Here is a 20,770-nt window from a genome sequence, read left to right as displayed (position 1 = left end):
GCACTCATAGCGCGACATCCCGACTAAAGTCAGGAGCTATGCGCAGCGATGGGGAGATTTTTCCGCGGCGTCGAGATGTCAGACGTTGAGGCGCTCGCGCATTTCCTTGCCCGGCTTAAAATAGGGCACGCGCTTGGCCGCGACGTCGACGGAATCGCCGGTGCGCGGGTTGCGGCCCTTGCGGGCGTCGCGCTCGCGGGTCGAGAAGGCGCCGAAGCCGCGCAGCTCGACGCGGCCACCCTTTTGCAGCTGCGCGATGATCGAATCGTAGAAGGAGGACACCACCCGCTCGATCTCCTTGACGGTCAGATCGGGATGGTCGTCGCACAATTTCTGGACAAGCTCGGAACGGATCAAGGCCAAGGCCCCCCAAGTCAATAAGCCATTTAGGCTGGACAGAATCGGACCGCGTCGAGCCCCCACGAGCGACGCTTAATCCAGATCAATCGCACCGTTTTGGACGCAAGGCAATATACCGCGCGGAGAATGCTCATGAAAAAGCCCCGCTTCGCCGTTTTGGGCAGAGCGGGGCTTCGTCATCCTGTCAAAGCAAGCGCCTAAGCGCCCGCTTGGGTTAGGAGTTCTTTTGCTTGAGGGCCTCGCCGAGGATGTCGCCGAGCGACGCGCCCGAATCGGACGAGCCGTACTGCGCGACCGCCTGCTTCTCTTCGGCGATCTGCATCGCCTTGACCGAGAAGTTGGGCTTCTTCGAGCGATCGAAGCCGATCACCATCGCGTCGAACTTCTGGCCGACCTGGAAACGCTCCGGACGCTGCTCGTCGCGGTCGCGGCCGAGATCGGTGCGCTTCAGGAACCCGGTCGCGCCGTCGTCGCCGACCTGAACCTCGAGGCCGCCGTCGCGCACTTCGAGCACGGTGACGGTGACGACGTCGTTCTTGTTGACGCCCGAGCCGCTGCCGCCGGTGGCGACGCCGCCGCGCTCAAGCTGCTTCATGCCGAGGCTGATGCGCTCCTTCTCGACGTCGACGTCGAGCACGACCGCCTTCACCATCTCGCCCTTGTGGTGGAGATTGAGCGCGTCCTCGCCCGAAATGCCCCAGGCGATGTCCGACATGTGGACCATGCCGTCGACATCGCCGTCGAGGCCGATGAACAGGCCGAACTCGGTCGCGTTCTTGACTTCGCCCTCGACCTCGGTGCCGACCGGGTGGGTCTCGGCGAAGGCCGCCCACGGATTGGCCTGCGCCTGCTTGAGGCCAAGGCTGATGCGACGCTTGTCCTCGTCGACCTCGAGGATCGCAACGTCGACTTCTTGGCTGGTCGAGACGATCTTGCCCGGGTGGACGTTCTTCTTGGTCCAGCTCATCTCGGAGACGTGGACGAGGCCCTCGATGCCGGCCTCGAGCTCGACGAACGCACCATATTCGGTGATGTTCGTGACACGGCCCGAGAAGACGCCGCCGATCGGATATTTGGCCTGCGCGCCCTCCCACGGATCGCTCTCGAGCTGCTTCATGCCGAGGCTGATGCGCTGGGTCTCGCGGTTGATGCGGATGATCTGCACCTTCACCGTGTCGCCGATGTTGATCATCTCCGACGGGTGGCCGACGCGCTTGTAGCTCAAATCGGTGACGTGGAGCAGGCCGTCGATGCCGCCGAGGTCAACGAACGCACCATAATCGGTGATGTTCTTGACGACGCCGTCGATCACCTGGCCCTCGGCCAGGCTCTGGATGAGGCCGGTGCGCTGTTCGGCGCGGGTTTCCTCGAGGATGGCGCGGCGCGACACGACGATGTTGCCGCGGCGGCGATCCATCTTCAGGATCTGGAAGGGCTGCGGGATGTCCATCAGCGGGGTGACGTCGCGGACCGGGCGGATGTCGACCTGCGAACCGGGCAGGAAGGCGACGGCGCCGTTGAGGTCGACGGTGAAGCCGCCCTTGACGCGGCCGAAGATCACGCCCTCGACGCGGGCGGTCTCGGTGAATTCCTTTTCGAGCTTGTCCCAGGCGGCTTCGCGGCGTGCGCGGTCGCGCGACAGCATCGCTTCGCCCTGGTGGTTCTCGACGCGGTCGACATAGACTTCGACTTCGTCGCCGACCTTGAGGTCAGCCTTCTGGCCCGGCGCGGCGAATTCGCGCAGCGCGACGCGGCCTTCGGACTTCAGGCCGACGTCGATGACGGCCATGTCGTTCTCGATCGCGGTGACGGTGCCCTTGACGACGCGGCCTTCGAAGCCTTCGTTCTCGCCGCCGAGCGTTTCGTTGAGGAGAGCCGCGAAATCGTCGCGGGTCGGATTTGCCGTAGTGGCCATGTGCTAGAGTTCCTTACTTGCGTTTTTGCCGGCCAGAGGTTGTCTCCCCTGGTCTTTTGAACCCGACTGCCGCAGCGGCCCCATGCCGGATGCGGTGTCCGCGCGGGCGGCGGCGGTGCGGGGGAAGCGGAAAGAGCGCGTCGAAGGCGGGCGACGATCGCCACGGCCCCTTCACGCGCACCTCAAAGCTGAGCCTCCGCAGGCGCTTAGGCCCGCTGGACGGGCGGCATATAGAGGAGAGGGCGCGGCGGGGCAAGCCACTCGTCCGCAAGTGGTACTTGCGGCCGGGGGGAGGGAAGGGCGGGGTGAAGCGTGTCGCATTTTGGCCGTTGGCGGACTGTCTGCTTCTGGCTGCGATCGCGGAAAAGCGGACGTTTGCGGCTTCCGCCTGCTCTACGTCCGCTAACGACCCGTTGCGGACATTCGGACTCTCGCTACACCTGCCAGGATTCAAAGATGTAGGGGGGCGGTTTAGTGAGTGGGTCAGCATATGATGTCGGTCAATCCGTCGGGACCTTTGTCGGCTACATTGTGATATACGGCGGCATCCTCGCGCTCGGCGTGTATGCGGGAAAGCGGCTAACACGGGCAAGGGAGGACGGCAGTTCCGCAAGGTGGCCCCTCGGTTCCGCTGTCGCACTCGTTTTGTTGCTCCTTCTCGGGCAGTGTTCGGCGGCGCTCCAAGCGGGAACGGTTGGTGCTGGTGACGTTGTGATTCTACAGCGCGCCGCGGGCCCGGCCACAGCGTTTCCAAGCACCTTTTCGCAGGATTTTATTGCGAACTACGACAAAGGTCTCCGACAGGGGCTGGTGGATACCCTCAGGAAGGCCGGTGCTACAGTGGACGCAAGTGACATTAACGTATCCACCGCCGTCATGAACTTGGGCGCTCAACAGCTCCTCAAGTCTAAGGTCCAAGTGGCAACCCGCGTGTTTATGTACCAGTTCGCAGGTGTCGCCGGTACACAGGTGATCACCGTCGTTTGCGCCTCGGGAACAGCAGAGGAGTTTCAAACTGCAGGAACCGAGTGCGAGCGACGGGTAGAAGCGGTTTTCGGGGGCTAAGGGAGCGTCCGCTCGATGTCCGCTTTCCACCCATAGCGGACATTCATGCGGTTCGATCTCCCCGCCGACCTTCAATGTCCGGAATGGATGGATAGCGGACGTTCGCTTCCCATCAGTCATGAGTGCTCGACGTCTCTCTCCAGAGCAGCTCAACCAGAGTGCCAGCTGGCATGGGTCGGTGCAGCGGTGCACCTTGCCCAGCCCAATGTGCACCGAAGCCGTATTCGCCCGCCGCCTTTGCTGCTGCGTGGAGTGCTTTCCCGGCGTCGTAAGCGATCGGGTAGTCGGGCGCGGGGAGCGTACATTCCGCACCCCATCGCGTGAAGTGGTTGGCCAGACAACGGGCCGGGCGGCCTGATATGACGCCGGTCATGGTTGTGTGATGGGAACTCTCGCTGACTAGCGCGGCGCGATAGCTCTCGTCGGCGCTACTCTCAGGGCAAGCGATAAAGGCCGTGCCGAGCTGCGCGGCCACTGCCCCAAGCCTCAGTGCTGCGCGGATACCCGCGCCGTCCATGATGCCGCCTGCCGCGATCACGGGTAGGCTCGTCTGCGTTGCCAGCAATCGCGTCAGAGCCATTGTGCCAAGCTGATCGTCGTCACCGGCTGGATCGAACACGCCCCGGTGTCCGCCTGCCTCCCAGCCCTGCGCTACGACCATGTCGATCCCGGCCGCCTCTACAAGGCGCGCTTCCGCCAAGCTGGTCGCGGACGCGAGTAAGGTGCAGCCCGCTTGTTTCAGCGCCGCAATGCGATCCGCTGAGGGTAGGCCAAAGTGGAAGCTGACGACCGGTGGAGCCGTCTCGACGAGCAACGCCAGCATGTCATCATCGTCCCCGAAGCTGGTGTAGATCGTCCTCAGCGTGGACGGAGGCTCGGCTCCATAACGCAGGAACAGCGGTTGCATGGCTTCCAGCCAGTGCCGTTCCCGTGCTGCGTCGGCGCGGGCGGTGGCATGCACGAACACGTTGACGTTGAACGCCCCATCTGTCCGTGCGCGTGTTTCATCGATCATTGCGCGAGCACCGGTCGCGTCTGTCGCGCCGACACCGATTGAACCCAAGGCACCGGCGTTGCAGACGGAGGCGGCCAGCTCAGGCGTGGATACACCAGCCATTGGTGCCTGCACGATCGGTAGGATTACTCCGAGCTGCTGAAGCGGGTTCATAAAGGATCACTGCGCCTGCACTCGAATGTCCGCAATGGGTCGCAAGCGGACATAGCTCGCAAGCCCGAACGAACGTCCGCTTCCGGGCGTCTGCAACAGCGCCGTGAACGACCGCAATTGGCGCATAGCCGACACGACACCCATCTAGACCGCTGAACGAGCCTCGCGCGCTGTGCGAACTATCCATATAGGATAAAATCCCTTAACAGCGTGACGTTGCTGTGGTACTAAGCGGGCACAATCCAGAAATGTAGCGGGACCTCAGATTGGATCCGGGTGACGGAGAGGGAGAGGCCGCGCGGGGATGCCGCTGCGGCCTTTTTGTTGTGCGTCGGCGGCGGGGCGTCGGGCGCGGCGGGAAGGGAGGGCGCGATGGCGGGAAAAAGCAGGGCTGCGGCCGGAGCCAAGGGCACAAGGCGGGTGCAGGCGAACAAGCATCGCGCGGTGCAGGTGGCGCGGACCGGGGGGCGGAAGCTGTTCGACGAGGCGGCCAAGAGCCGCTTCCTCGAATGGTTCGCGGCGACGTGCAACGTCTCGCTGTCGGCCGAGCAGGCCGGGTTCAACTACAAGACCGCGTTCCGCCACCGGATGAACGACGAACGCTTCGCGCAGGGCTGGGACCGGGCGCTGGAGCAGGGCGTGGCGCGGCTCAAGGCCAAGACGCTGGAAACCAAGGCGAAGGAAACGCCGATCGGGATCGAGGGCGATCTCGACGCGCCCGAGATGGAGCCGATCGACCCGGCGCTCGCGATCCAATTGCTGCGCGAGCACGAGCGGCGGCTGGCGGGCTATCCCAAGAGCGGGGCGCGGCCGCGGCTGGCGACCAACGCGGAAGTGCGGGCGGCTTTGGTGCAGCGGCTGGCGGCGTTCGGGGCGCGGGTGAAGGGGGACCCCTCACCCAGCTCCGACTAGGCAGCGAGCTGCCAAGTCTGCGCGTCCAGTCCGGGGTGAAACATGCCCCGCATGTTTCAGGGCTGCCTGGGAGGCAGCCCGACCCCGAACTCCCCGGAACGGGAGAGGGGCTTTGGAGGTACTCCATGACCTACGAGGAAGCCGATTTCGGGGATCTGCTGCGGCGGGCGGGGGCGGTGTGCGGGAGTGACGCGGACGCTTGGGAGCGGTTCGTGGGCGGGTTGCCCGAGCCGGTGCGGCGGCGGATCGCGGAGGAATTCTTCTGGCAGGCGCATGGCGGGCAGGAGGAGCCTCCGGCCTCCGGGGGCGGCTGGCGGGTGTGGCTGCTGATGGCCGGGCGCGGCTTCGGCAAGACCCGGGCGGGCGCGGAATGGGTGAGCGCGCGGGCGCGGGCGATGCCGGAGGCGGAGATCGCTTTGGTCGGCGCGAGCCGCGACGAGGTGCGGCGGGTGATGGTCGAGGGACCGAGCGGACTGATCGCGGTGGCGCGGAGCGACGAGGCGCTGGAGTGGGTGCCGACGCGGGGGAGCTTGCGCTTCGCCTCGGGCGCTCGCGCCTTCGTCTATTCGGCGGCGGCGCCCGACCAGCTGCGCGGGCCGCAGCACCATTTCGCCTGGTGCGACGAGATCGCCAAATGGCGGCGGGGCGAGGAGGCGTGGGACAATCTGATGATGGGGCTGCGCATGGGGGCGCGGCCGCGGGCGATGGTGACGACGACGCCCAAGCCGGTGGCGATCGTGCGGCGGCTCCGGGCGCTTGCCGACTGTATCGAGACCAATGGGCGGACCGCGGACAATGTCCATATGGCGGCGGCGTTCCGCGACTGGGCGGAGGCGACCTATGGCGGCACGCGGCTCGGGCGGCAGGAGCTGGACGGGGTCTTGTTCGAGGAGCCGGAGGGGGCGCTGTGGACGCGGGCAACGATCGAGGCGGCGCGGGCGGGGCGGCCCGAGGCCTTGGTGCGGGTGGTGGTGGGCGTCGATCCGCCGGCGAGCGCGGCGGGCGACGCGTGCGGGATCGTGGTGTGCGGGCTGGGGGCGGACGGAGTGTCCTATGTGCTGGCCGATCGCTCGGTGAGCGGGCTCAGGCCCGAAGGGTGGGCGCAGGCGGTGGTGTGGGCGGCGGCGGCCTGGGAGGCGGACCGGGTGGTGGCCGAGAAGAACCAGGGCGGCTACATGGTCGAGAGCGTGCTGCGCGGGGTCGAGGCCGGGCTGCCGGTGACGACGGTGAGCGCGAGCCGCGGCAAGGCGGCGCGGGCCGAGCCGATCGCGGCGCGGTTCGAGCAGGGCAAGGCGAAGCTCGCCGGGCGCTTTCCCGAGCTCGAGGACGAGCTCGCCGGGCTGATGGCGGCGGGCGGCTATGAGGGGCCGGGGCGCAGCCCGGACCGGGCCGACGCGATGGTGTGGGCGCTGACCGAGCTCGCGCGCCCGCAGGCCGAGCCGCGGCTGCGCTGTTTCTAGGGGGCGCGGAAATGTGCCGCTTGTCATCTTGCTGTCACCAACGGCTAACTTGGCGTTCACGCAAAGCGCCTAGCGGCGGGCCATGTCCGTTGCGTTCGCCAGTCCCGCCGCCAGCCCCGCCGCCAGCCCTGCCGTTGCAGCGGCGCCGCGCCCGCCGGCCGACGCCTTCACCCGCCGCACCTGCATCGCCGAGAGCGACCGGCTGGCCGGGGTGATCGAGCTGTTCCGCGCCGATCCGGACCTGCGCCTGCTGGCCGTGGTCGACGCGGACAGGCGGCCGGTCGGCGCGATCCTCGAGCTCGACGTGCGCTCCATGCTGTTCAACCCGTTCGGCCACGCCTTGATGCAGAATCCGAGCTTCGGCGGATCGCTTCGGCGGCTGGTGCGGCCGTGCCCGGTCGCCGACGCCGGTCGGCCGGTCGGCGAATGGCTCGACCTCTATGCCGGCGCGCGCGGCAGCGAGGGGCTGATCCTGACGCAAAGCGGGCGCTTCCACGCCGTGCTCGACAGCCGCGATCTCGTCCACCTCGCCGCCGAGCGCGAAGTCGAGCTCGCCCGCGACCGCAGCGCCCGCGCCGAGCGGATCAACCAGGCCGGCCGCGCCTTTACCGGCGACGTCGCCGCGCTCTCGGCCGAGCTCACCGCCTTCGCCGCCGACGTCGAGCGCTTCGCCAGCCAGTTCGGCGGGCGCGCGGCCCAGACCCGGGAATCGGCGACGAGCGTGGCCGCGGCGGCGGCGCAGACGATGGCGGCCCTGGGCGAGATCGCCGCGCGCGGCCGCGGCCTCGCCGCCGCGTCGGACAATATCGCCCTAGAGACGACCCACGCCCGCGACCTGCGCGCGCAGGCCGGCCGCACGGTGCGCTCGGCCGGCGAGCGGGTCGAGGCCCTGGCCCATACCGCCAAAGCGATCGACGGCATGCAGGCCCTGATCAACGGCATCGCCAGCAAGACCAAGATCCTGGCGGTCAATGCCACGATCGAGGCGGCGCGCGCGGGCGAGGCGGGGCGCAGCTTCCGCGTCGTCGCGCAGGAGGTGAAGATGCTCGCCGACCAGACGCGGGTGGCGGCCGGCGCGATCGCCGGCCACGTCACCCGCATCCACCACGACCTTGGCGAAGTGATCGCCGGCCACGGCGCGATCGAGCGGGCGATCGGCGCGATCGCCGACCGCTCGGCATCGATCGACGCCGCGGTCAGCGAGCAGAACGAGGCGACGCGCATGATCGCCTGGAACGTCGAGCAGTCGGCCGAGGCGGGAAGCGACATCACCGCCCGCGCCGCCCAGATCGGCCAGGATGCGGCCGACCTGGGCGACGATGTCGGCGCGCTCGAGAGCCTGTCGTGGCGGCTGGTGGAGACCGCGACCGGCCTCCACGAGCGCGCCGACGCGTTCGTCGCGGCCGCGGTCTAGCGGTTACGGCGCCTCGGCGGTGTCGAGCGGCTCGTCGGGACCGCCCATCGCGACCGGCAGCGACTGGCCGCTCAGCATCGCATAGGCCGCCTCGGGGGAGGGGGCGTCGTCGACGACCAGCACGGTCGCGCCGAGCTCGGTCGCGGCGAACAATTTGGCAGCGAAGGTCTTGGGCAGGCGGATGCAGCCGTGCGACGCGGGCTCGCCCGGAATCGCGCCGGCATGGAGCGCGATGCCGTCCCAGGTCAGGCGCTGCATGAACGGCATCGGCGCATTGTCGTAGAGGTTCGAGAAATGCTTCTCGCGCTTCTGCAGGATGTTGAAGCGGCCGGCCGGCGTGTCGTGGCCGGGCTTGCCGGTCGATACGGTGCTGGCGCCGATCAGGGTGCCGCCGCGATAGACGTAGGCCTTTTGCAGCGGAATGCTGACGACCACCTCGACTTCGCCCGAAGGCGCGCGCTCGGGCTGCCAGACCCAGTGGCCGGGCTCGAGATTGTCGACGCGTTGTTCGATCGGGGCGGGGGATGTGGCCGGCTTGGCGGCCAGGGGTTGCGATGACGCGAAACAAATCGCCAAAACAAAGGCGCTTCCGCGCACGAACACAGGCGTGCGGACCATAAGCTCATTCTTTCTTTTCTTCTGAAAGGACGCGCCGGGCCAGGAAAGCATCTTCCCCGGTTGGCCGTTCTTCCTACCTGTTGCTATAACGCGCGAGCAGCAAATCGTTCCGCAATCGCCGGGTCGACCCGAGTCCGGCATCGGATGGGGCGATGGGCGTACGGACGGGCAAGGAGCCGGAGGATGGTGGCGGCGCGGGGTCGATGGGATCGCGATCGCGTGCGCGCCGGGGCGGGCGCGGCGGCGCTCGAGATTCTGCTGCTCTCCGGGCTGGTCGCCGGGCTTCGCGTCGCCGCGCCCGAGCCGCAGGATCCGGCGCCGGTCGTGCTCGCGGTGCGGCCCGTGCCGCCCCCGCCGCCGCGCAAGATCCCGCCGCCCGAACCAAAGACGGAGGAGGGTGCGTCCGGCCCGGCGCCGGCGGCCGCGTCCCCCGTCGTCGCCCCCGCGACCGTCCTGCCGGTTCCGCCATTGGTGACCGCCGCGCCGGTGCCGGCCACAGGCGTCGCGCCGAACCCCGGGACGTCGCCGGTGGCGGGAACGGGTGCAGGCGGGGAAGGGACCGGAACGGGCCGCGGCGGGACAGGCAGCGGCGGCGGCACTTCGGCGCGCCGGCTGGCGGGCGCGCTGCGCGACTCCGACTATCCGGCGGCGGCGCGGCGGGCGCGGGCCGAGGGGACCGTGTTCGTCGAATTCCGCGTCGACACCGACGGCGACGTGAATGAGTGCAAGGTGACGCGCTCCAGCGGCCATGAGGCGCTCGACGCCGTCACCTGCCGGCTGATCGAGCGGCGCTTCCGCTACCAGCCGGCGACCGACGCGCACGGCGCCTCCGTTCCGGCGACGATCGCGACCAATTTCACCTGGACCCTGCGGCCGCCGGAAGTCGCGCCTCCGGCGTTGCCGGAAGCGCGCTAGCGCCGCGCCGCCGAGCGGCTGGCGGCTGCCAGCTGGACCCCGTCGCGATTGTAGACGTCGGGGCGGAAGGCGATGCGGTCGCCGTCGGGGGCGGCGGTGAGGTAGGTGATGTAGACCGGCACCGGCTCGGACAGGTCGACGCGCTGCTCGGGGTCGCCGGCGCGGACCTTGAGCGGCTTGCCGAACAGCCAGCGGGCGAGGCGCGGCGCATCCTCGACCCGCACGCAGCCGGAGCTGAAGCGGCGGTCGGTCTTGCGCAGCAGATCCTTCTCCGGCGTGTCGTGCAGATAGACGCCGTAATCGTTGGGGAACATGAACTTCATCTTCCCCATCGCATTGGCGGGTCCGGGCAACTGGCGGGCGCGCAGTTCGATCCGCCCGGCGGCGGCCGCCTGCCAGTCGACCGTGGACGGATCGACGACGACGGCATTGTCGCTCCAGTCCGACAGCACCTCGAAGCCCTTGGTCTTGAGGAAGCCGACACCGTCCTTCAGCACGCCCGCGGCGACCCGCTTGCGGGCGAGATCGGGCGGCAGGTTCCAATAGGGATTGACCATCGCGTAGCGGATCACGCCGGCCATCATCGGCGTCGGCTCGCTGGGCTTGCCGACGACGACACGCATCGTGTCGCGCACCTTGCCGTCCTCGTAGAGCCAGAGCCGCGCGGCGGCGGCGTCGACCAGGACATAGCGTCGCGGCGGGCGGGCGGGGAGGGCGCGGGCGCGCTCGAGATTGACGCGCAGGATACGCTCGCTGTCGGGCGAGCCGCCGTTCAAGGCGGCGAGGGTGCGCGAGCCGACGATGCCGTCCTGGGGCAGGCCGTGGGCCGCCTGGAAATCGCGGACCGCCTGCTCGACGGACGCGTCGAACGGGCCACGCGGATCGAGCCCGAGACGATAGCGCAGCATGGTGACGCGCTCGTCGGCGGCGCCGCGGCGCAGGCCGGGCCCGCCGGGGACGACGATATCGTCGTCGCCGCGCGCGGAGACATGGGCGGTGGCGGCCTTGCGGAGCTGGCCGTAGATCGGATGCATCCAGCCGGAATTGGCCACGTAGCTTTCCAGCGACGCGGCCGCAGCGGCTTCCTCAAGCACGGCGGCAATGGTCGGCGTGGCCGGGACGAGCTCCTTGTCGACGAAGTCCATGCCGCTTTCGCGCGGCCGGCGCACGTCGCGGACATAGGAAGCGAAGCTGCGCGACAGCAGCATTTCCGCCTTGGCGAGGTCCTTGGCGGATCCGCCGCGCGCATCGTCGATCGCTTCGGCGAGCGCGCGCGGGCGATAATCGTCGGGATCGAGCCCGTCCGCTTCGGCGGAGGCGATCAGACCGAGCAGGGAGTCGGCGGCAGGGCCGAGCGTGCCGCCACGAATCCAGAGCGGACGATAGTCGCGCGCCTTGTAGAAAGCGCGAATGTCGCGGCTGCCGCCGGCCGAGCGCAGCGCCGCTTCGATCGCGGCGTCGCTCTCAGCCCAAGGGGCAGCCTGGGCATGCGCCTCCGCCGGCAGCAAAGCGGGGAGCGAAGCTGCCAGGCAGAGTGCAAGGATCGAGGCGCGCGCCGGCCCAATCCGGCCGGCGCGCTTTTCCATCTTTTTGGTCACGGGCGTCAGCGTCAGCCACGCTCGCCGCTACGGACCGGCGCCTGGTAGACCGGCGCGGGCTCGGGCGGACGGCCCTGATAATAGCGGCCTTCGCGGACGTAGCCGTCGGCATAGCCGTCCCTGTCGTTGTCGGCCCAGACGGCGCCGGCAATACCGCCGACCGCCGCGCCGATGGCGGCGCCTTCGATCGGGCTGAGGCCGCCGATGACGGCGCCGAGACCGGCACCCGCGGCCGCGCCGATGGCGGCACCGGTTCCAGCGCTGCGCAGCGTCGAATCGTCCTCATGGGTGGTGGAGCAGGCGCCGAGGGACATGGATCCCGCCGCGACTAGGGCGATCATCATTTTGTTCATTTGCTTCTCCCGGTAACGCGGGCCGAGGGGAGGCCGGCGGCATCTACACGCCGCAGGCCGGCCCGCCGTCGAATTAACGAGGTGCCTACCGAAACGTTCCGCATCGGTAATGCAATGCGCCGCGCCCAACGGAGAAGCGCGAAAGGCCGGGCGGCTTAGAAGGGGAAATAAAGCTGGATCGCGACGACCGCGGCGACCCATGTGATCAGGTTGAGCGGCAAGCCGACGCGGACGAAATCCATGTAGGAATAGCCGCCCATCTGATAGACCATGGCGTTGGTCTGATAGCCGAACGGCGTGGCGAAGGCGGCGCTGCCCGCGATCATGACAGCAACCAGGAAGGGCCGCGGGCTCACCGCCAGCGCCTCGGCCAGAGCAACCGCCACCGGCGTGATCAGCACGGCCACGGTCGCGTTCGACAGCAATTCGGTCAGGAACAGGGTCGCGCCGTAGAGCAGGATCAAGGCGAGCAGGGGCGGCATCGAATCGAGCGAGCCGACCACCTTTTCGGTGACCGCCGTGGCGAGGCCGGTCACGTCGAGCGCTATGCCGAGCACGACCATGCCGGCGATCAGCATGAGGATGTCCGGCCGGAGCCCGCGATAGGCCTCGTCCGCCGTGATGATGCGCAGGACGATCAGCAATACGGCGCCGGCAAAGGCCGCGGCGGCGATCGGCGCGACGTCCAAGGCCGCAAGCGCGACCACCGACACGAAGACGAGCGCCGAGACCAGGGCCTGCATCGGGCGCAGCTTGCGCCCTTCGGCAAAGGCGCTGGCCGACCCGAGCTGGGCGCCGGCCAAGCCGGGCTCGAGGGTAAGGTCGGGGTCAACGGGCGCCCGGGCCACGCGCGAATCCATCAGGCGCCCGCTGAACAGAGCGAGGTACAGGCCCCCGGCCACCGCCACGGTGACCCCGACCGGCGTGATCTCGAAGATGCCGAAGCGGGCCTGGCCGGCGACCATCGCCATGTCGTTGACCAGCAGGTTGGTCGACGTCCCGATCAGGGTGCAGCAACCGCCGAGCACGGCCGCGTAGGAAAGCGGCATCAGGAACCGCTTGGGCGAGAGATCGAGCGCGGTCGCGACGTCGCGGACCACCGGCGCGCTGAGCACGACGATCGGCGTGTTGTTGAGAAAGGCGGAGAGGCTGCCGCACAAGGCGATCAACAGCCAGATGCCGAGACCGCCGATCCTGCGGCAAAGATCGACGCCGCGGCGGATCGCGCTGTCGAGCAGGCCGGACAGCTCCATCGCGTAGGCGATCACGAACAGCGAGGCGAGCGCGATGATCGCCGGGCCGGCGAACGCCGCCTGCACCTCGACCGGGCGGACGGCACCGGTGATGAGCAGGACGGCGGCGCCGCACAGCGCGATCACGTCGGCCCGCGCTTTGTCCAATATCATCGCCGCGATGACCGCGACCAGGACCAGCAGGGTGACAATCTGTTCGAAACTCATCCCGCATTTCCGGCACAAGGTGTGTAAGAAGGCCGGCAAGCTGCCCTCTTGACGGCGGGGGGGCAAGGGCGGTTCGATGCCCGGGACGGAACCAGGCCTCGCGCCGGAGGGGAAAACAGATGCGTTCGGACGATGTTCCCGGGATCGGAATAAGCGGGCTGATGGCAGCCGCGGCGCTCGCGCTGGCCGGATGCGGAGGCCCGGAGAAAGAGGCCGCGCCGCCCGAGCCCGAGCCGGCGCCGGCCAATACGGCCGCCGTATTGCCGATCGTCGAGCCGCCGCTCGACCGGGAACGGCTGATGCTGGCGGTCGCGCGGGCGGCAAGCGCCTTTTCGGCCGGGGTCGACGACAGCGAGGCCCAGGCCGAACTCAAGGGGCGGCAGTTCAGCCTGCCGATCCGCTTCGGCTGCTCGGGGCCGGCGGAGGGTGACGAGGACAAGGCGGCGGATGCGGCGATGCGCTGGTCCTATGACGCGGAAAGCGAAGTCCTCAAGGTCCGCGCCCGGCCCGACATCACCGGCGCCGCGCCGGCGGCCATGGCACTGTTTCCCGGCGAGGTCGAGGCGATCGAAGGCTTCTGGGTGCCGCAGCCCTGGATCTTCCAGGATGCGTGCCCGGCAGCGGCGCCGGCCGCAGCTAGCTCCGCGCCAACCGCGCCCGAAACGGCGCCAAGCGGTGCCGCACCGGCCGCGCCGGCCGCAGCGGCAAGCCCCGTCGCGCCGACGGTGGGGCTGGTCCAGCTGTTCGGGCCGACCGATTCCAGGCTCGGGCGGCGGGCCGGGCGCGCCTATGAGGCGACGCACAAGCTTGCGCCGGAGGAGGTGCCGCGCAGCGGCGGCCTCGTGCTGGTGCTGAGCGGCCGGCTCGAGGCGCTCCCTGACCGGCGCGTCATCGCCTGCACGGCTGCCGAGGGCGCCGGCCGGCCGGTCTGCCTCGTGTCGGTGAAGTTCGACCGGGTATCGATCGCGATACCGGGCGCGCGCACGCCGATCGCCCAATGGGGCGCGAGCTAGCGCGCGGCTTCGGCCAGTCTCTGGGTGACGGCGGCGATCGCCTCGGCGACCGCCTCTTCAACGCCGAGGGTGCTGGTGTCGAGGCGGTGGGCGTCGGCCGCCATCCGCAGCGGCGCCGTCTCGCGGTCCGAATCGCGCGCGTCGCGGGCGCGAATGTCGAGCAGCACGTCGTCATAATGGGCGGTGATGGCGAGCCGCTGCAATTCCTCGAAGCGACGACGGGCGCGGACCTCGGGCGAGGCGGTGACGAACAATTTGGCGTCCGCCTCGGGCGCGACGACGGTGCCGATGTCGCGGCCATCGAGGACGGCGCCGCCGGGCTGCTGCGCGAAATCGCGCTGGCGCTGGAGCAGATGCTCGCGGACCATCGGATAGACCGAGATGCGCGAAGCGATGCCGCCGACCGTCTCGGTCTTGAGTTCGGCGTCGGCGAAATCGATCTGCGAGAAATCGCAGGCGCGCACGGCGGCGAACTCGCTCTCCGGATCGCCGCCCCAGCGCAGCAGATTGAGCGCCACGGCGCGGTAGAGCAGGCCGGTGTCGAGGTGGGGCAGGCCGAAATGGGCGGCGAGCGCACGCGCGATCGTGCCCTTGCCGCTGGCTGCCGGTCCGTCGACGGCGATGATCATGAAGGCCAAACCCTGATTTGGTGGTGGGGACGCCCGCGGGCGCTTGGCTTTTGACAGCGCCGTACCCATGTGGCAAGGCGCGCGGCGATCACGGTCCCACCCGTCGGGGGGCGGCCGCTTTTTCAATTTCTATCGGAGGCTGTCTCACCCATGGTGAAAGCTGAATGGGGCACCAAGCGGACCTGCCCGAAATGCGCCACCCGCTTCTACGATCTCGGCAAGGACAATCCCGCGACCTGCATCGAATGCGGCGTCTCCTGGGAGCCGGAACCGGTGCTGAAATCGAAGCAGCCGCTGCCGTACGACGCGCCCAAGAAGGAAGTCGAGCCGGAGAAGGTCGACGCCGATCTGGCCGATGACGATCTCGACATCGACGAGGAAGCCGAGGAGAATCCGGACGACGAGGTCGATCTCGGCGGCGACGACGATATCGGCGTGGCCGGTGCCGGCAAAGAGGACGAAGAAATTTAAAAAAGACCCTTGCCAGGGCGCTGCAACCTCTCCTAGAGGCAGCGCCCACAGGGACACCGCCGAAGCCCAGTTTCGGCGGCTCAAAAGATCGGGGCCGTAGCTCAGCTGGGAGAGCGCTACAATGGCATTGTAGAGGTCAGGGGTTCGATCCCCCTCGGCTCCACCATCTTTTCCGAAACGGCCGCATTCCACACGGGATGCGGCCGTTTCCGTTTGCGCGGCGTGCGACGAAACGTGTGCCAAGTCGGAACAGCCGTTGCGGACCCGGTCGGGCCCCCTTGAAGCGCTGGTAAACAAATCATTAACTCGTAAGGCATGAACCGCCTCACGCCCCTCATCGTCCGCCGCGTCGGCCCGCATGCCCGGGCGATCGCCTGGGAGAAGCCCGCGCCCGCCGTCGATGCCGGTAAGGCGCTCGAGGACCTGAAACTGTTCGCCGCCGGCTGGGTCGGCGGGCTGGTCTTCTTCGGGACCCTGTTCGGCTAAAACCGCCCGCTCAGTCGCAGGCGAGGTGCAGCTTCCACGCGATCCACGCCGCGACCGGGCTCGCCACCGCGACCATCAGCAGGGTCTCCGCCACCGACACGCCGGCCTGGACGAGCAGGGTCAGGATCAGCGCCGAGGCGACCATCGCGCCCGAATTGACGATGTTGTTCGCTGCCACGGTGCGCGCGGTCTCCGACTTGTGCACGGTGGTGGTCAGGAAGGCGTAGAGCGGCACGACGAACATGCCGCCGGCGACGGCCACCCCGAACAGATCGAACATCACCCATTCGGCCTGGGGGATGAGCACGAAGGTGCGCAAATCCATCAGCTCGCCGCCGGTGGCGGGCCAGTGGCTGACGTTCCAGTAGAGGTGGAGGATGAACAAGCCCATCGCAATCGCGGCGGCGGGCGAATATTTGGCGAGCACGCGGCCGGCGAGCAGGCGGTTGATCAGCACCGAGCCGAGCGCGACGCCGACCGAGAAGATGGCGAGGAAGAGGGTAGCGACCTCCTCGTTGGCGTGGAGCACGTTCTTGACGAGCGGCGGGAACTGGGCGGCGAGGATCGCGCCCTCGGCCCAGAAGAAGCTGATCGCGACGATGGCGAGGAACAGGCGCGGGATGTGCATCGTGCCGTTCACCAGCGTGATCGAGGCGCGGATGATGTGCCAGTCCATCTTGGCGATCGGCGCATCCGGCTCGGGCGGGGCGGGCGGCACGGTGGAGGCGGTCAGGCGGCCGAGAATGGCGACGCCCAAGACCGCGCTGGCGGCGGCCGCGGGCGGGATCAGGCCGCCGGCGATCGTCCCCATCAGGATCGCGCAATAGGTGCCCGCCTCGACCAGGCCGGTGCCGCCGAGCACCTCGTCCTTCTTAAGATGCTGCGGGAGGATCGCATATTTGATGGGGCCGAAGAAGCTCGAATGGACGCCCATCGCGAACAGAGCGGCGAGCATCAACGGCACGTTGTGGAGCAGGATGCCGATCGCGCCCACGACCATGATCGCGATCTCGGCGGACTTTACGAAGCGGATGATCCGCGCCTTGTCCATCGAATCGGCGAGCTGACCGGCGAGCGCGGAGAAGAGGAAGAAGGGGAGGATGAAGATCCCCCCCGCGATCGCGTTGAACGTCGCTTCCTTGGTCGGGTCGGAATAGACGTAATAGGTGACGAAGATCACCATCGCCGTCTTGAACAGATTGTCGTTGAACGCGCCCAGGAACTGGGTCGCGAACAAGGGAAGGAAGCGCCGCTTCCCCAGAAGCCGGATCGAAGGTGTCATGATTCGGGGCTGCCAACGGCGCGCGCCAACGCTTAGTTCCCGGCGGCCGACGCCGCAGCCGGCACGGCGCGGAAGTCGCGCACGAACCGGTCGAGGAGGCGCACGCCCCAGCCCGCCGCGCCCTTGGGCACGGTCGGCTGCGCTTCCTTGCGCCAGGCGGTGCCGGCAATGTCGAGATGCGCCCAAGGGGTGCTCTCCACGAAATAGCCGATGAAGTGCGCGCCGAGGCTCGCGCCCGGGCCGCCGCCTTCGGCCGAATTCTTGATGTCGGCGATGTCGGACTTCATGTCGCTCGCATGGTTCTCGTGGAGCGGCAGCCGCCACAGGGCTTCGCCGGTGGTGCGGCCGGCGGCGGCGAGCTGGTCGGCAAGCGCATCGTGGCGCGAGAACAGGCCGGCATATTCGTCACCCAATGCGCCGACGACCGAACCGGTCAAAGTGGCGACATCGACGATCGCGGCCGGGCGGAAGCGGCGCTCGGCATAAGCGACCGCGTCGGCCAGCACGAGCCGGCCTTCGGCGTCGGTGTTGATGATCTCGATCGTCTTGCCGTTATGCGCCTTCACGACGTCGCCGGGGCGGGTCGCGGTGCCCCCCGGCATATTCTCGGCGAGCGCGGCGATGGCGACGACGTTGACCGGGGCCCCGGCCCTGGCGAGCGAGAGCACGGTGCCGACCACGGTGGCCGCGCCCGACATGTCGTCCTTCATGTACCACATGCCGGAGCCCGGCTTCAGCGAGATGCCGCCGCTGTCGAAGGTGATGCCCTTGCCGGCGAGCGCGACCGGGGCGCCGCTCGCGCCCTTGTAATGAACCAGCAGCATGCGCGGCGGCCGCTGCGAGCCTTTGCCGACGGCGAGGATCGAGCCCATGCCGAGCTTCTCCATCGCCGCCACGTCGAGCGCCTCGATCGTGACGCCGGACACGCCCTTGAAGGCCTCGCGGGTGCGCTCGACGAAGCTCTCGGGATAGATCACGTTGGCCGGCTCGGTGATGAGGTCGCGGGTGAAGGCGACGCCCTCGGCCATCGCGCGGCCGTCGCGGTGGTAGCGGGCCTCGGCGCCGGCATCGGCGGTGACGATGGTCAGCGGCGCATCGAGCCCGGCGTTGCGCGGCTTCTTCGGGTCGGAGGATTTGTAGCGGTCGAAGCTGTAGCTGCCGAGCGCGGCGCCGAGCGCGATCTGGACCGGCGCGTCGGCGGGAAGGCCGGTGGCGACGAATGCGACCGGGCCGTCATTCTTCGCGGTTTCCCTGGCGGCAGTGCCGCCCAGATCCTGGAGGGCAGCCGCGTCGAGCGGGGCGGTTCCGGTGCCGACGACGACCAATTGCGCATAGGGGCCGATGCCGCGCAGGCCGAGCGTGCTGCCCTTGGCATAATCGAACGATGCCGCCTGCAGGGCGCGGCCGACGGCGTCGCGGCTGGCGGCGTCGAGGCTCGCGCCGCGGCTCGCCAGGTCCTCCAGCGATCCCAGCGGCAGCACCAAAGCGCCGGCGGGCTGGGCGGCGGGCGCGAAGGCGATCGGGCGCGCGGCCTGGGCCGGGGTGAGTGCCGTGGCGGCGAGGAACAGGGACGCGGCGGCGAACAGGCGCATTCGAAACTCCGGAACAACAAACAGGTGCGCCTTCTTGGCGTAGCTTCCCCGGCCTTACAAGAGCGGCACCCGCACCCCCCGCGGCGCGCCGCTTACGCCCGATTCCCCCGCCCCTTCCCAAGCCATGAACAACCGGGCTAAGGGACGGTCCCAGATGCTCACTTTGCCGAACATCCTGACGCTGTCGCGTATCTTCGCGGTGCCGCTCCTGGTCTTCCTGCTCTGGCCGCAGCCGAGCCGCTTTGACTATGCGATCGCCTTCGCGCTCTACTGCCTGATGGGCATCACCGATTATTTCGACGGCTATCTGGCGCGCGCTAAGGGCACGGTGTCGCGGCTCGGGGTCTTCCTCGATCCGATCGCCGACAAGGTGATGATCGCCGCCGTGATCGTGATGCTGATCTTCACGCGCGACGCCGCCACGGCCGGGCCGGGCGAGCGCGGCGTGATCCATGGCGTGCACGTGATTGCGGGCCTGGTGATCCTGCTGCGCGAGATCACCGTCTCGGGCCTGCGCGAATTCCTGGCGGGGCTGCAGGTCTCGGTGCCGGTCAGCCAGCTCGCCAAGTGGAAGACGACCTTCCAGCTCGTCTCGCTGGGCGCCCTGATCCTGGGGGGCGCGGTGCCGCATTTCCCCTGGGTGCACGATGTCGGCCTGGTCAGCCTGTGGGCGGCGGCGGCGCTGACTTTGCTGACCGGCTGGGACTATCTCCGCGTCGGCATCAAGCACATGGACTGACATGACCGAGGTCGATCTGGTCTATTTCGGCGCGCTGCGCGAAGCGCTGGGCCGCGACGGCGAGCGGATCGACCCGCCGAGCCATATCCTGACGGTCGCCGACCTGATCGGCTGGATGGCTGCGCGCGAGCAGCCCTTTGCCGCCGCCTTCGCCGACCCCACGCGCGTCCGCGCCGCGATCAACCGCCAGCATGCCGGGCCGGCCGATTCCTTCTTCGGAGCGCAGGAAGTGGCCCTGTTCCCGCCGGTGAGCGGGACATGATCGACGTCCGCGTCCAATCGACCTCGTTCGATCCCGGCGCGCAGCTGGCGCGGCTGGAGGAAGTCGGCGCCGGCGCGGTCGTGACCGGGCTCATTCAAGCCGAATGCGGCGAAGGCGGGAGCGGCATCCTGATCGAGCATTATGCCGCGATGGCCAAGGCCGAGCTCACGCGGATCGCCGAGGAAGCGGCGGAGCGCTGGCCGCTGGCCGGAATGATCCTGATCCACCGCCACGGCCGCTTCAAGCCGGGCGACCCGATCCTGTTCGCAGGGGTGGCCGCGTCCGACCGCAAGGCCGCCGCCGCGGCGCTCGACCACGTGCTCGACGGGGCGCGGACCCGCGCGCCCTTCTGGCGCAAGGCGCTGATGGCGGACGGTTCGGAGCGCTGGCTCTAGTAAGCCTGCGGCAGCAGCACGCCGTCGACGACGTAGAGCACGCCGTTGGCCTGGGCGATGTCGCCCTGGGTGACCTGGTTCCGGCGGCCGTTCATGTCGGTGAGAACGATCGTTTCGCCCTGCAGCGCGACGCGCAGGGTCTGGCCCTGCTGCGTGCGATAAATCGCCGTGCCGCCGGCGGCCCGGGCATCGGCCGCGATCTGGGCGCGGGTCTTGGCCCCCGGCACGATATGATAGCCGATCACGCCGCTCAGCTCCTGGCGGCTGCGCGGGTCCATCAGCGCCTCGATCGTGCCGTTGGCGAGCCTGCGGAACGCCGCGTCGGGAGGCGCGAACACTGTGTAGGACCCGGCGGCGGCCAGCGTCGAGGCGTGGCCGGACGCGGTCGCGCCGCCGATGAAGATCCTGTGGTCGCTCGAGGCCTGGAGGTTCTGCCAGAGCGTGAAATCGGAACGCATCGTCGCTCCGCCGACGATCGGGCCGGTCGGGGACGGGGGCGTTGCCGGCGGCGCCTGCACCGTCGGCGCGCAGCCCGCGACGGCGAACAGGGCCAGCGCGAAAGCGCGCGCGAGATATCGGGTCATAGTCTCTCCGTCGTTCAATCCCGCCCTAGCGGGGCAAGGCGGCGACTGCAAAGACGGCGCCGCGCCGAAGCGGCGGGAC

At 68.9% G+C, this 20,770-nt stretch carries 22 protein-coding genes and 1 tRNA gene; 12 read left to right on the top strand and 11 right to left on the bottom strand.

Features of this window, described 5'->3' with window-relative positions; all coding sequences use genetic code 11:
• Positions 1–78: 78 nt before the first annotated feature.
• A complete protein-coding gene (locus SH591_RS04120) occupies positions 79–357 on the bottom strand; it encodes an integration host factor subunit beta (RefSeq protein WP_322831700.1) in 279 nt (92 codons plus the stop codon).
• 217 nt (positions 358–574) lie between these two features.
• On the bottom strand, positions 575–2,275 hold the full coding sequence (gene rpsA / locus SH591_RS04115) for a 30S ribosomal protein S1 (protein WP_322831699.1): 1,701 nt from the start codon (positions 2,273–2,275) through the stop codon (positions 575–577).
• Between the two features lie 474 nt (positions 2,276–2,749).
• Here rpsA and SH591_RS04110 point away from each other — a divergent pair, with 474 nt between their 5' ends.
• Complete coding sequence (locus tag SH591_RS04110; RefSeq protein WP_324750642.1) at positions 2,750–3,340, top strand: hypothetical protein; 591 nt, start codon at positions 2,750–2,752, stop codon at positions 3,338–3,340.
• A gap of 112 nt (positions 3,341–3,452) precedes the next feature.
• Here SH591_RS04110 and SH591_RS04105 read toward each other — a convergent pair whose 3' ends face one another.
• Positions 3,453–4,508, bottom strand: a complete 1,056-nt coding sequence (locus tag SH591_RS04105) for an NAD(P)H-dependent flavin oxidoreductase (RefSeq protein WP_324750641.1) — start codon at positions 4,506–4,508, stop codon at positions 3,453–3,455.
• A 372-nt stretch (positions 4,509–4,880) separates the two neighbouring features.
• Here SH591_RS04105 and SH591_RS04100 point away from each other — a divergent pair, with 372 nt between their 5' ends.
• The 3 genes from SH591_RS04100 to SH591_RS04090 all read left to right on the top strand — a co-directional run bounded on the left by SH591_RS04100 (position 4,881) and on the right by SH591_RS04090 (position 8,294).
• The gene (locus SH591_RS04100; protein WP_324750640.1) at positions 4,881–5,420 is read left to right on the top strand and encodes a hypothetical protein; all 540 of its coding nucleotides are present in this window, start codon (positions 4,881–4,883) and stop codon (positions 5,418–5,420) included.
• A gap of 125 nt (positions 5,421–5,545) precedes the next feature.
• Positions 5,546–6,880 carry a DNA-packaging protein gene (locus SH591_RS04095; protein ID WP_324750639.1) on the top strand — a complete coding sequence of 445 codons (1,335 nt, stop codon included), beginning with the start codon at positions 5,546–5,548 and terminating at the stop codon, positions 6,878–6,880.
• A gap of 82 nt (positions 6,881–6,962) precedes the next feature.
• Positions 6,963–8,294: a methyl-accepting chemotaxis protein gene (locus SH591_RS04090; protein WP_324750638.1), complete on the top strand. Its 1,332-nt coding sequence runs from the start codon at positions 6,963–6,965 to the stop codon at positions 8,292–8,294.
• Positions 8,295–8,297: 3 nt separating this feature from the next.
• Here the strand turns inward: SH591_RS04090 and SH591_RS04085 are convergent, their stop codons facing one another.
• A complete protein-coding gene (locus SH591_RS04085; protein ID WP_324750637.1) occupies positions 8,298–8,870 on the bottom strand; it encodes a L,D-transpeptidase family protein in 573 nt (190 codons plus the stop codon).
• A 225-nt stretch (positions 8,871–9,095) separates the two neighbouring features.
• On the opposite strand from SH591_RS04085, the gene SH591_RS04080 reads away from it, so the two are divergent.
• Positions 9,096–9,827 carry an energy transducer TonB gene (locus SH591_RS04080; RefSeq protein WP_324750636.1) on the top strand — a complete coding sequence of 244 codons (732 nt, stop codon included), beginning with the start codon at positions 9,096–9,098 and terminating at the stop codon, positions 9,825–9,827.
• On the opposite strand, the gene SH591_RS04075 is transcribed toward SH591_RS04080, so the two are convergent.
• The 3 genes from SH591_RS04075 to SH591_RS04065 form a co-directional block, all read right to left on the bottom strand.
• On the bottom strand, positions 9,824–11,425 hold the full coding sequence (locus SH591_RS04075; RefSeq protein WP_324750635.1) for a L,D-transpeptidase family protein: 1,602 nt from the start codon (positions 11,423–11,425) through the stop codon (positions 9,824–9,826). The genes SH591_RS04080 and SH591_RS04075 overlap by 4 nt on opposite strands.
• A gap of 11 nt (positions 11,426–11,436) precedes the next feature.
• Entirely contained in the window at positions 11,437–11,778 is a 342-nt protein-coding gene (locus SH591_RS04070) for a YMGG-like glycine zipper-containing protein (RefSeq protein WP_322831690.1), read from the bottom strand.
• Positions 11,779–11,933: 155 nt separating this feature from the next.
• On the bottom strand, positions 11,934–13,238 hold the full coding sequence (locus tag SH591_RS04065) for an SLC13 family permease (RefSeq protein WP_324750634.1): 1,305 nt from the start codon (positions 13,236–13,238) through the stop codon (positions 11,934–11,936).
• Between the two features lie 119 nt (positions 13,239–13,357).
• Here SH591_RS04065 and SH591_RS04060 point away from each other — a divergent pair, with 119 nt between their 5' ends.
• Positions 13,358–14,251, top strand: coding sequence for a hypothetical protein (locus tag SH591_RS04060; protein WP_324750633.1), 894 nt, complete (start codon positions 13,358–13,360; stop codon positions 14,249–14,251).
• On the opposite strand, the gene cmk is transcribed toward SH591_RS04060, so the two are convergent.
• A complete protein-coding gene (gene cmk, locus SH591_RS04055) occupies positions 14,248–14,880 on the bottom strand; it encodes a (d)CMP kinase (RefSeq protein ID WP_324750632.1) in 633 nt (210 codons plus the stop codon). The genes SH591_RS04060 and cmk overlap by 4 nt on opposite strands.
• A 150-nt stretch (positions 14,881–15,030) precedes the next feature.
• Between cmk and SH591_RS04050 the strand changes: the two genes are divergently transcribed.
• The 3 genes from SH591_RS04050 (at position 15,031) to SH591_RS04040 (ending at position 15,837) form a co-directional block, all read left to right on the top strand.
• On the top strand, positions 15,031–15,351 hold the full coding sequence (locus tag SH591_RS04050) for a TIGR02300 family protein (protein ID WP_322831686.1): 321 nt from the start codon (positions 15,031–15,033) through the stop codon (positions 15,349–15,351).
• 90 nt (positions 15,352–15,441) lie between these two features.
• Positions 15,442–15,517, top strand: a tRNA-Ala gene (locus tag SH591_RS04045).
• 149 nt (positions 15,518–15,666) lie between these two features.
• Positions 15,667–15,837 (top strand): hypothetical protein, encoded by a 171-nt coding sequence (locus tag SH591_RS04040; protein ID WP_324750631.1) that lies wholly within the window; start codon positions 15,667–15,669, stop codon positions 15,835–15,837.
• Positions 15,838–15,847: 10 nt separating this feature from the next.
• On the opposite strand, the gene SH591_RS04035 is transcribed toward SH591_RS04040, so the two are convergent.
• Both SH591_RS04035 and SH591_RS04030 read right to left on the bottom strand, forming a co-directional pair.
• Positions 15,848–17,119, bottom strand: a complete 1,272-nt coding sequence (locus SH591_RS04035) for an MFS transporter (protein ID WP_322831684.1) — start codon at positions 17,117–17,119, stop codon at positions 15,848–15,850.
• Between the two features lie 32 nt (positions 17,120–17,151).
• On the bottom strand, positions 17,152–18,711 hold the full coding sequence (locus SH591_RS04030; protein WP_324750630.1) for a leucyl aminopeptidase: 1,560 nt from the start codon (positions 18,709–18,711) through the stop codon (positions 17,152–17,154).
• A gap of 154 nt (positions 18,712–18,865) precedes the next feature.
• On the opposite strand from SH591_RS04030, the gene pgsA reads away from it, so the two are divergent.
• The 3 genes from pgsA to SH591_RS04015 are packed head-to-tail and all read left to right on the top strand — an operon-like array spanning position 18,866 to position 20,107.
• Positions 18,866–19,450, top strand: coding sequence for a CDP-diacylglycerol--glycerol-3-phosphate 3-phosphatidyltransferase (gene pgsA / locus SH591_RS04025; RefSeq protein ID WP_322832305.1), 585 nt, complete (start codon positions 18,866–18,868; stop codon positions 19,448–19,450).
• Between the two features lies 1 nt (position 19,451).
• On the top strand, positions 19,452–19,712 hold the full coding sequence (locus tag SH591_RS04020; RefSeq protein WP_324750629.1) for a MoaD/ThiS family protein: 261 nt from the start codon (positions 19,452–19,454) through the stop codon (positions 19,710–19,712).
• Positions 19,709–20,107: a molybdenum cofactor biosynthesis protein MoaE gene (locus tag SH591_RS04015; RefSeq protein WP_324750628.1), complete on the top strand. Its 399-nt coding sequence runs from the start codon at positions 19,709–19,711 to the stop codon at positions 20,105–20,107. Before SH591_RS04020 ends, SH591_RS04015 begins: the two co-directional genes overlap by 4 nt.
• Here the strand turns inward: SH591_RS04015 and SH591_RS04010 are convergent.
• Positions 20,104–20,691 (bottom strand): fasciclin domain-containing protein, encoded by a 588-nt coding sequence (locus SH591_RS04010; protein WP_324750627.1) that lies wholly within the window; start codon positions 20,689–20,691, stop codon positions 20,104–20,106. The two genes, SH591_RS04015 and SH591_RS04010, sit on opposite strands and share 4 nt — an antisense overlap.
• Positions 20,692–20,770: the final 79 nt, after the last annotated feature.

The sequence above is a fragment of the Sphingomonas sp. LY54 genome, from assembly GCF_035594035.1.
Classification (GTDB): Bacteria; Pseudomonadota; Alphaproteobacteria; order Sphingomonadales; family Sphingomonadaceae; genus Allosphingosinicella.
Note: the sequence above shows the minus strand (reverse complement) of the source record. Positions and strands in the feature narration are given on the sequence as shown.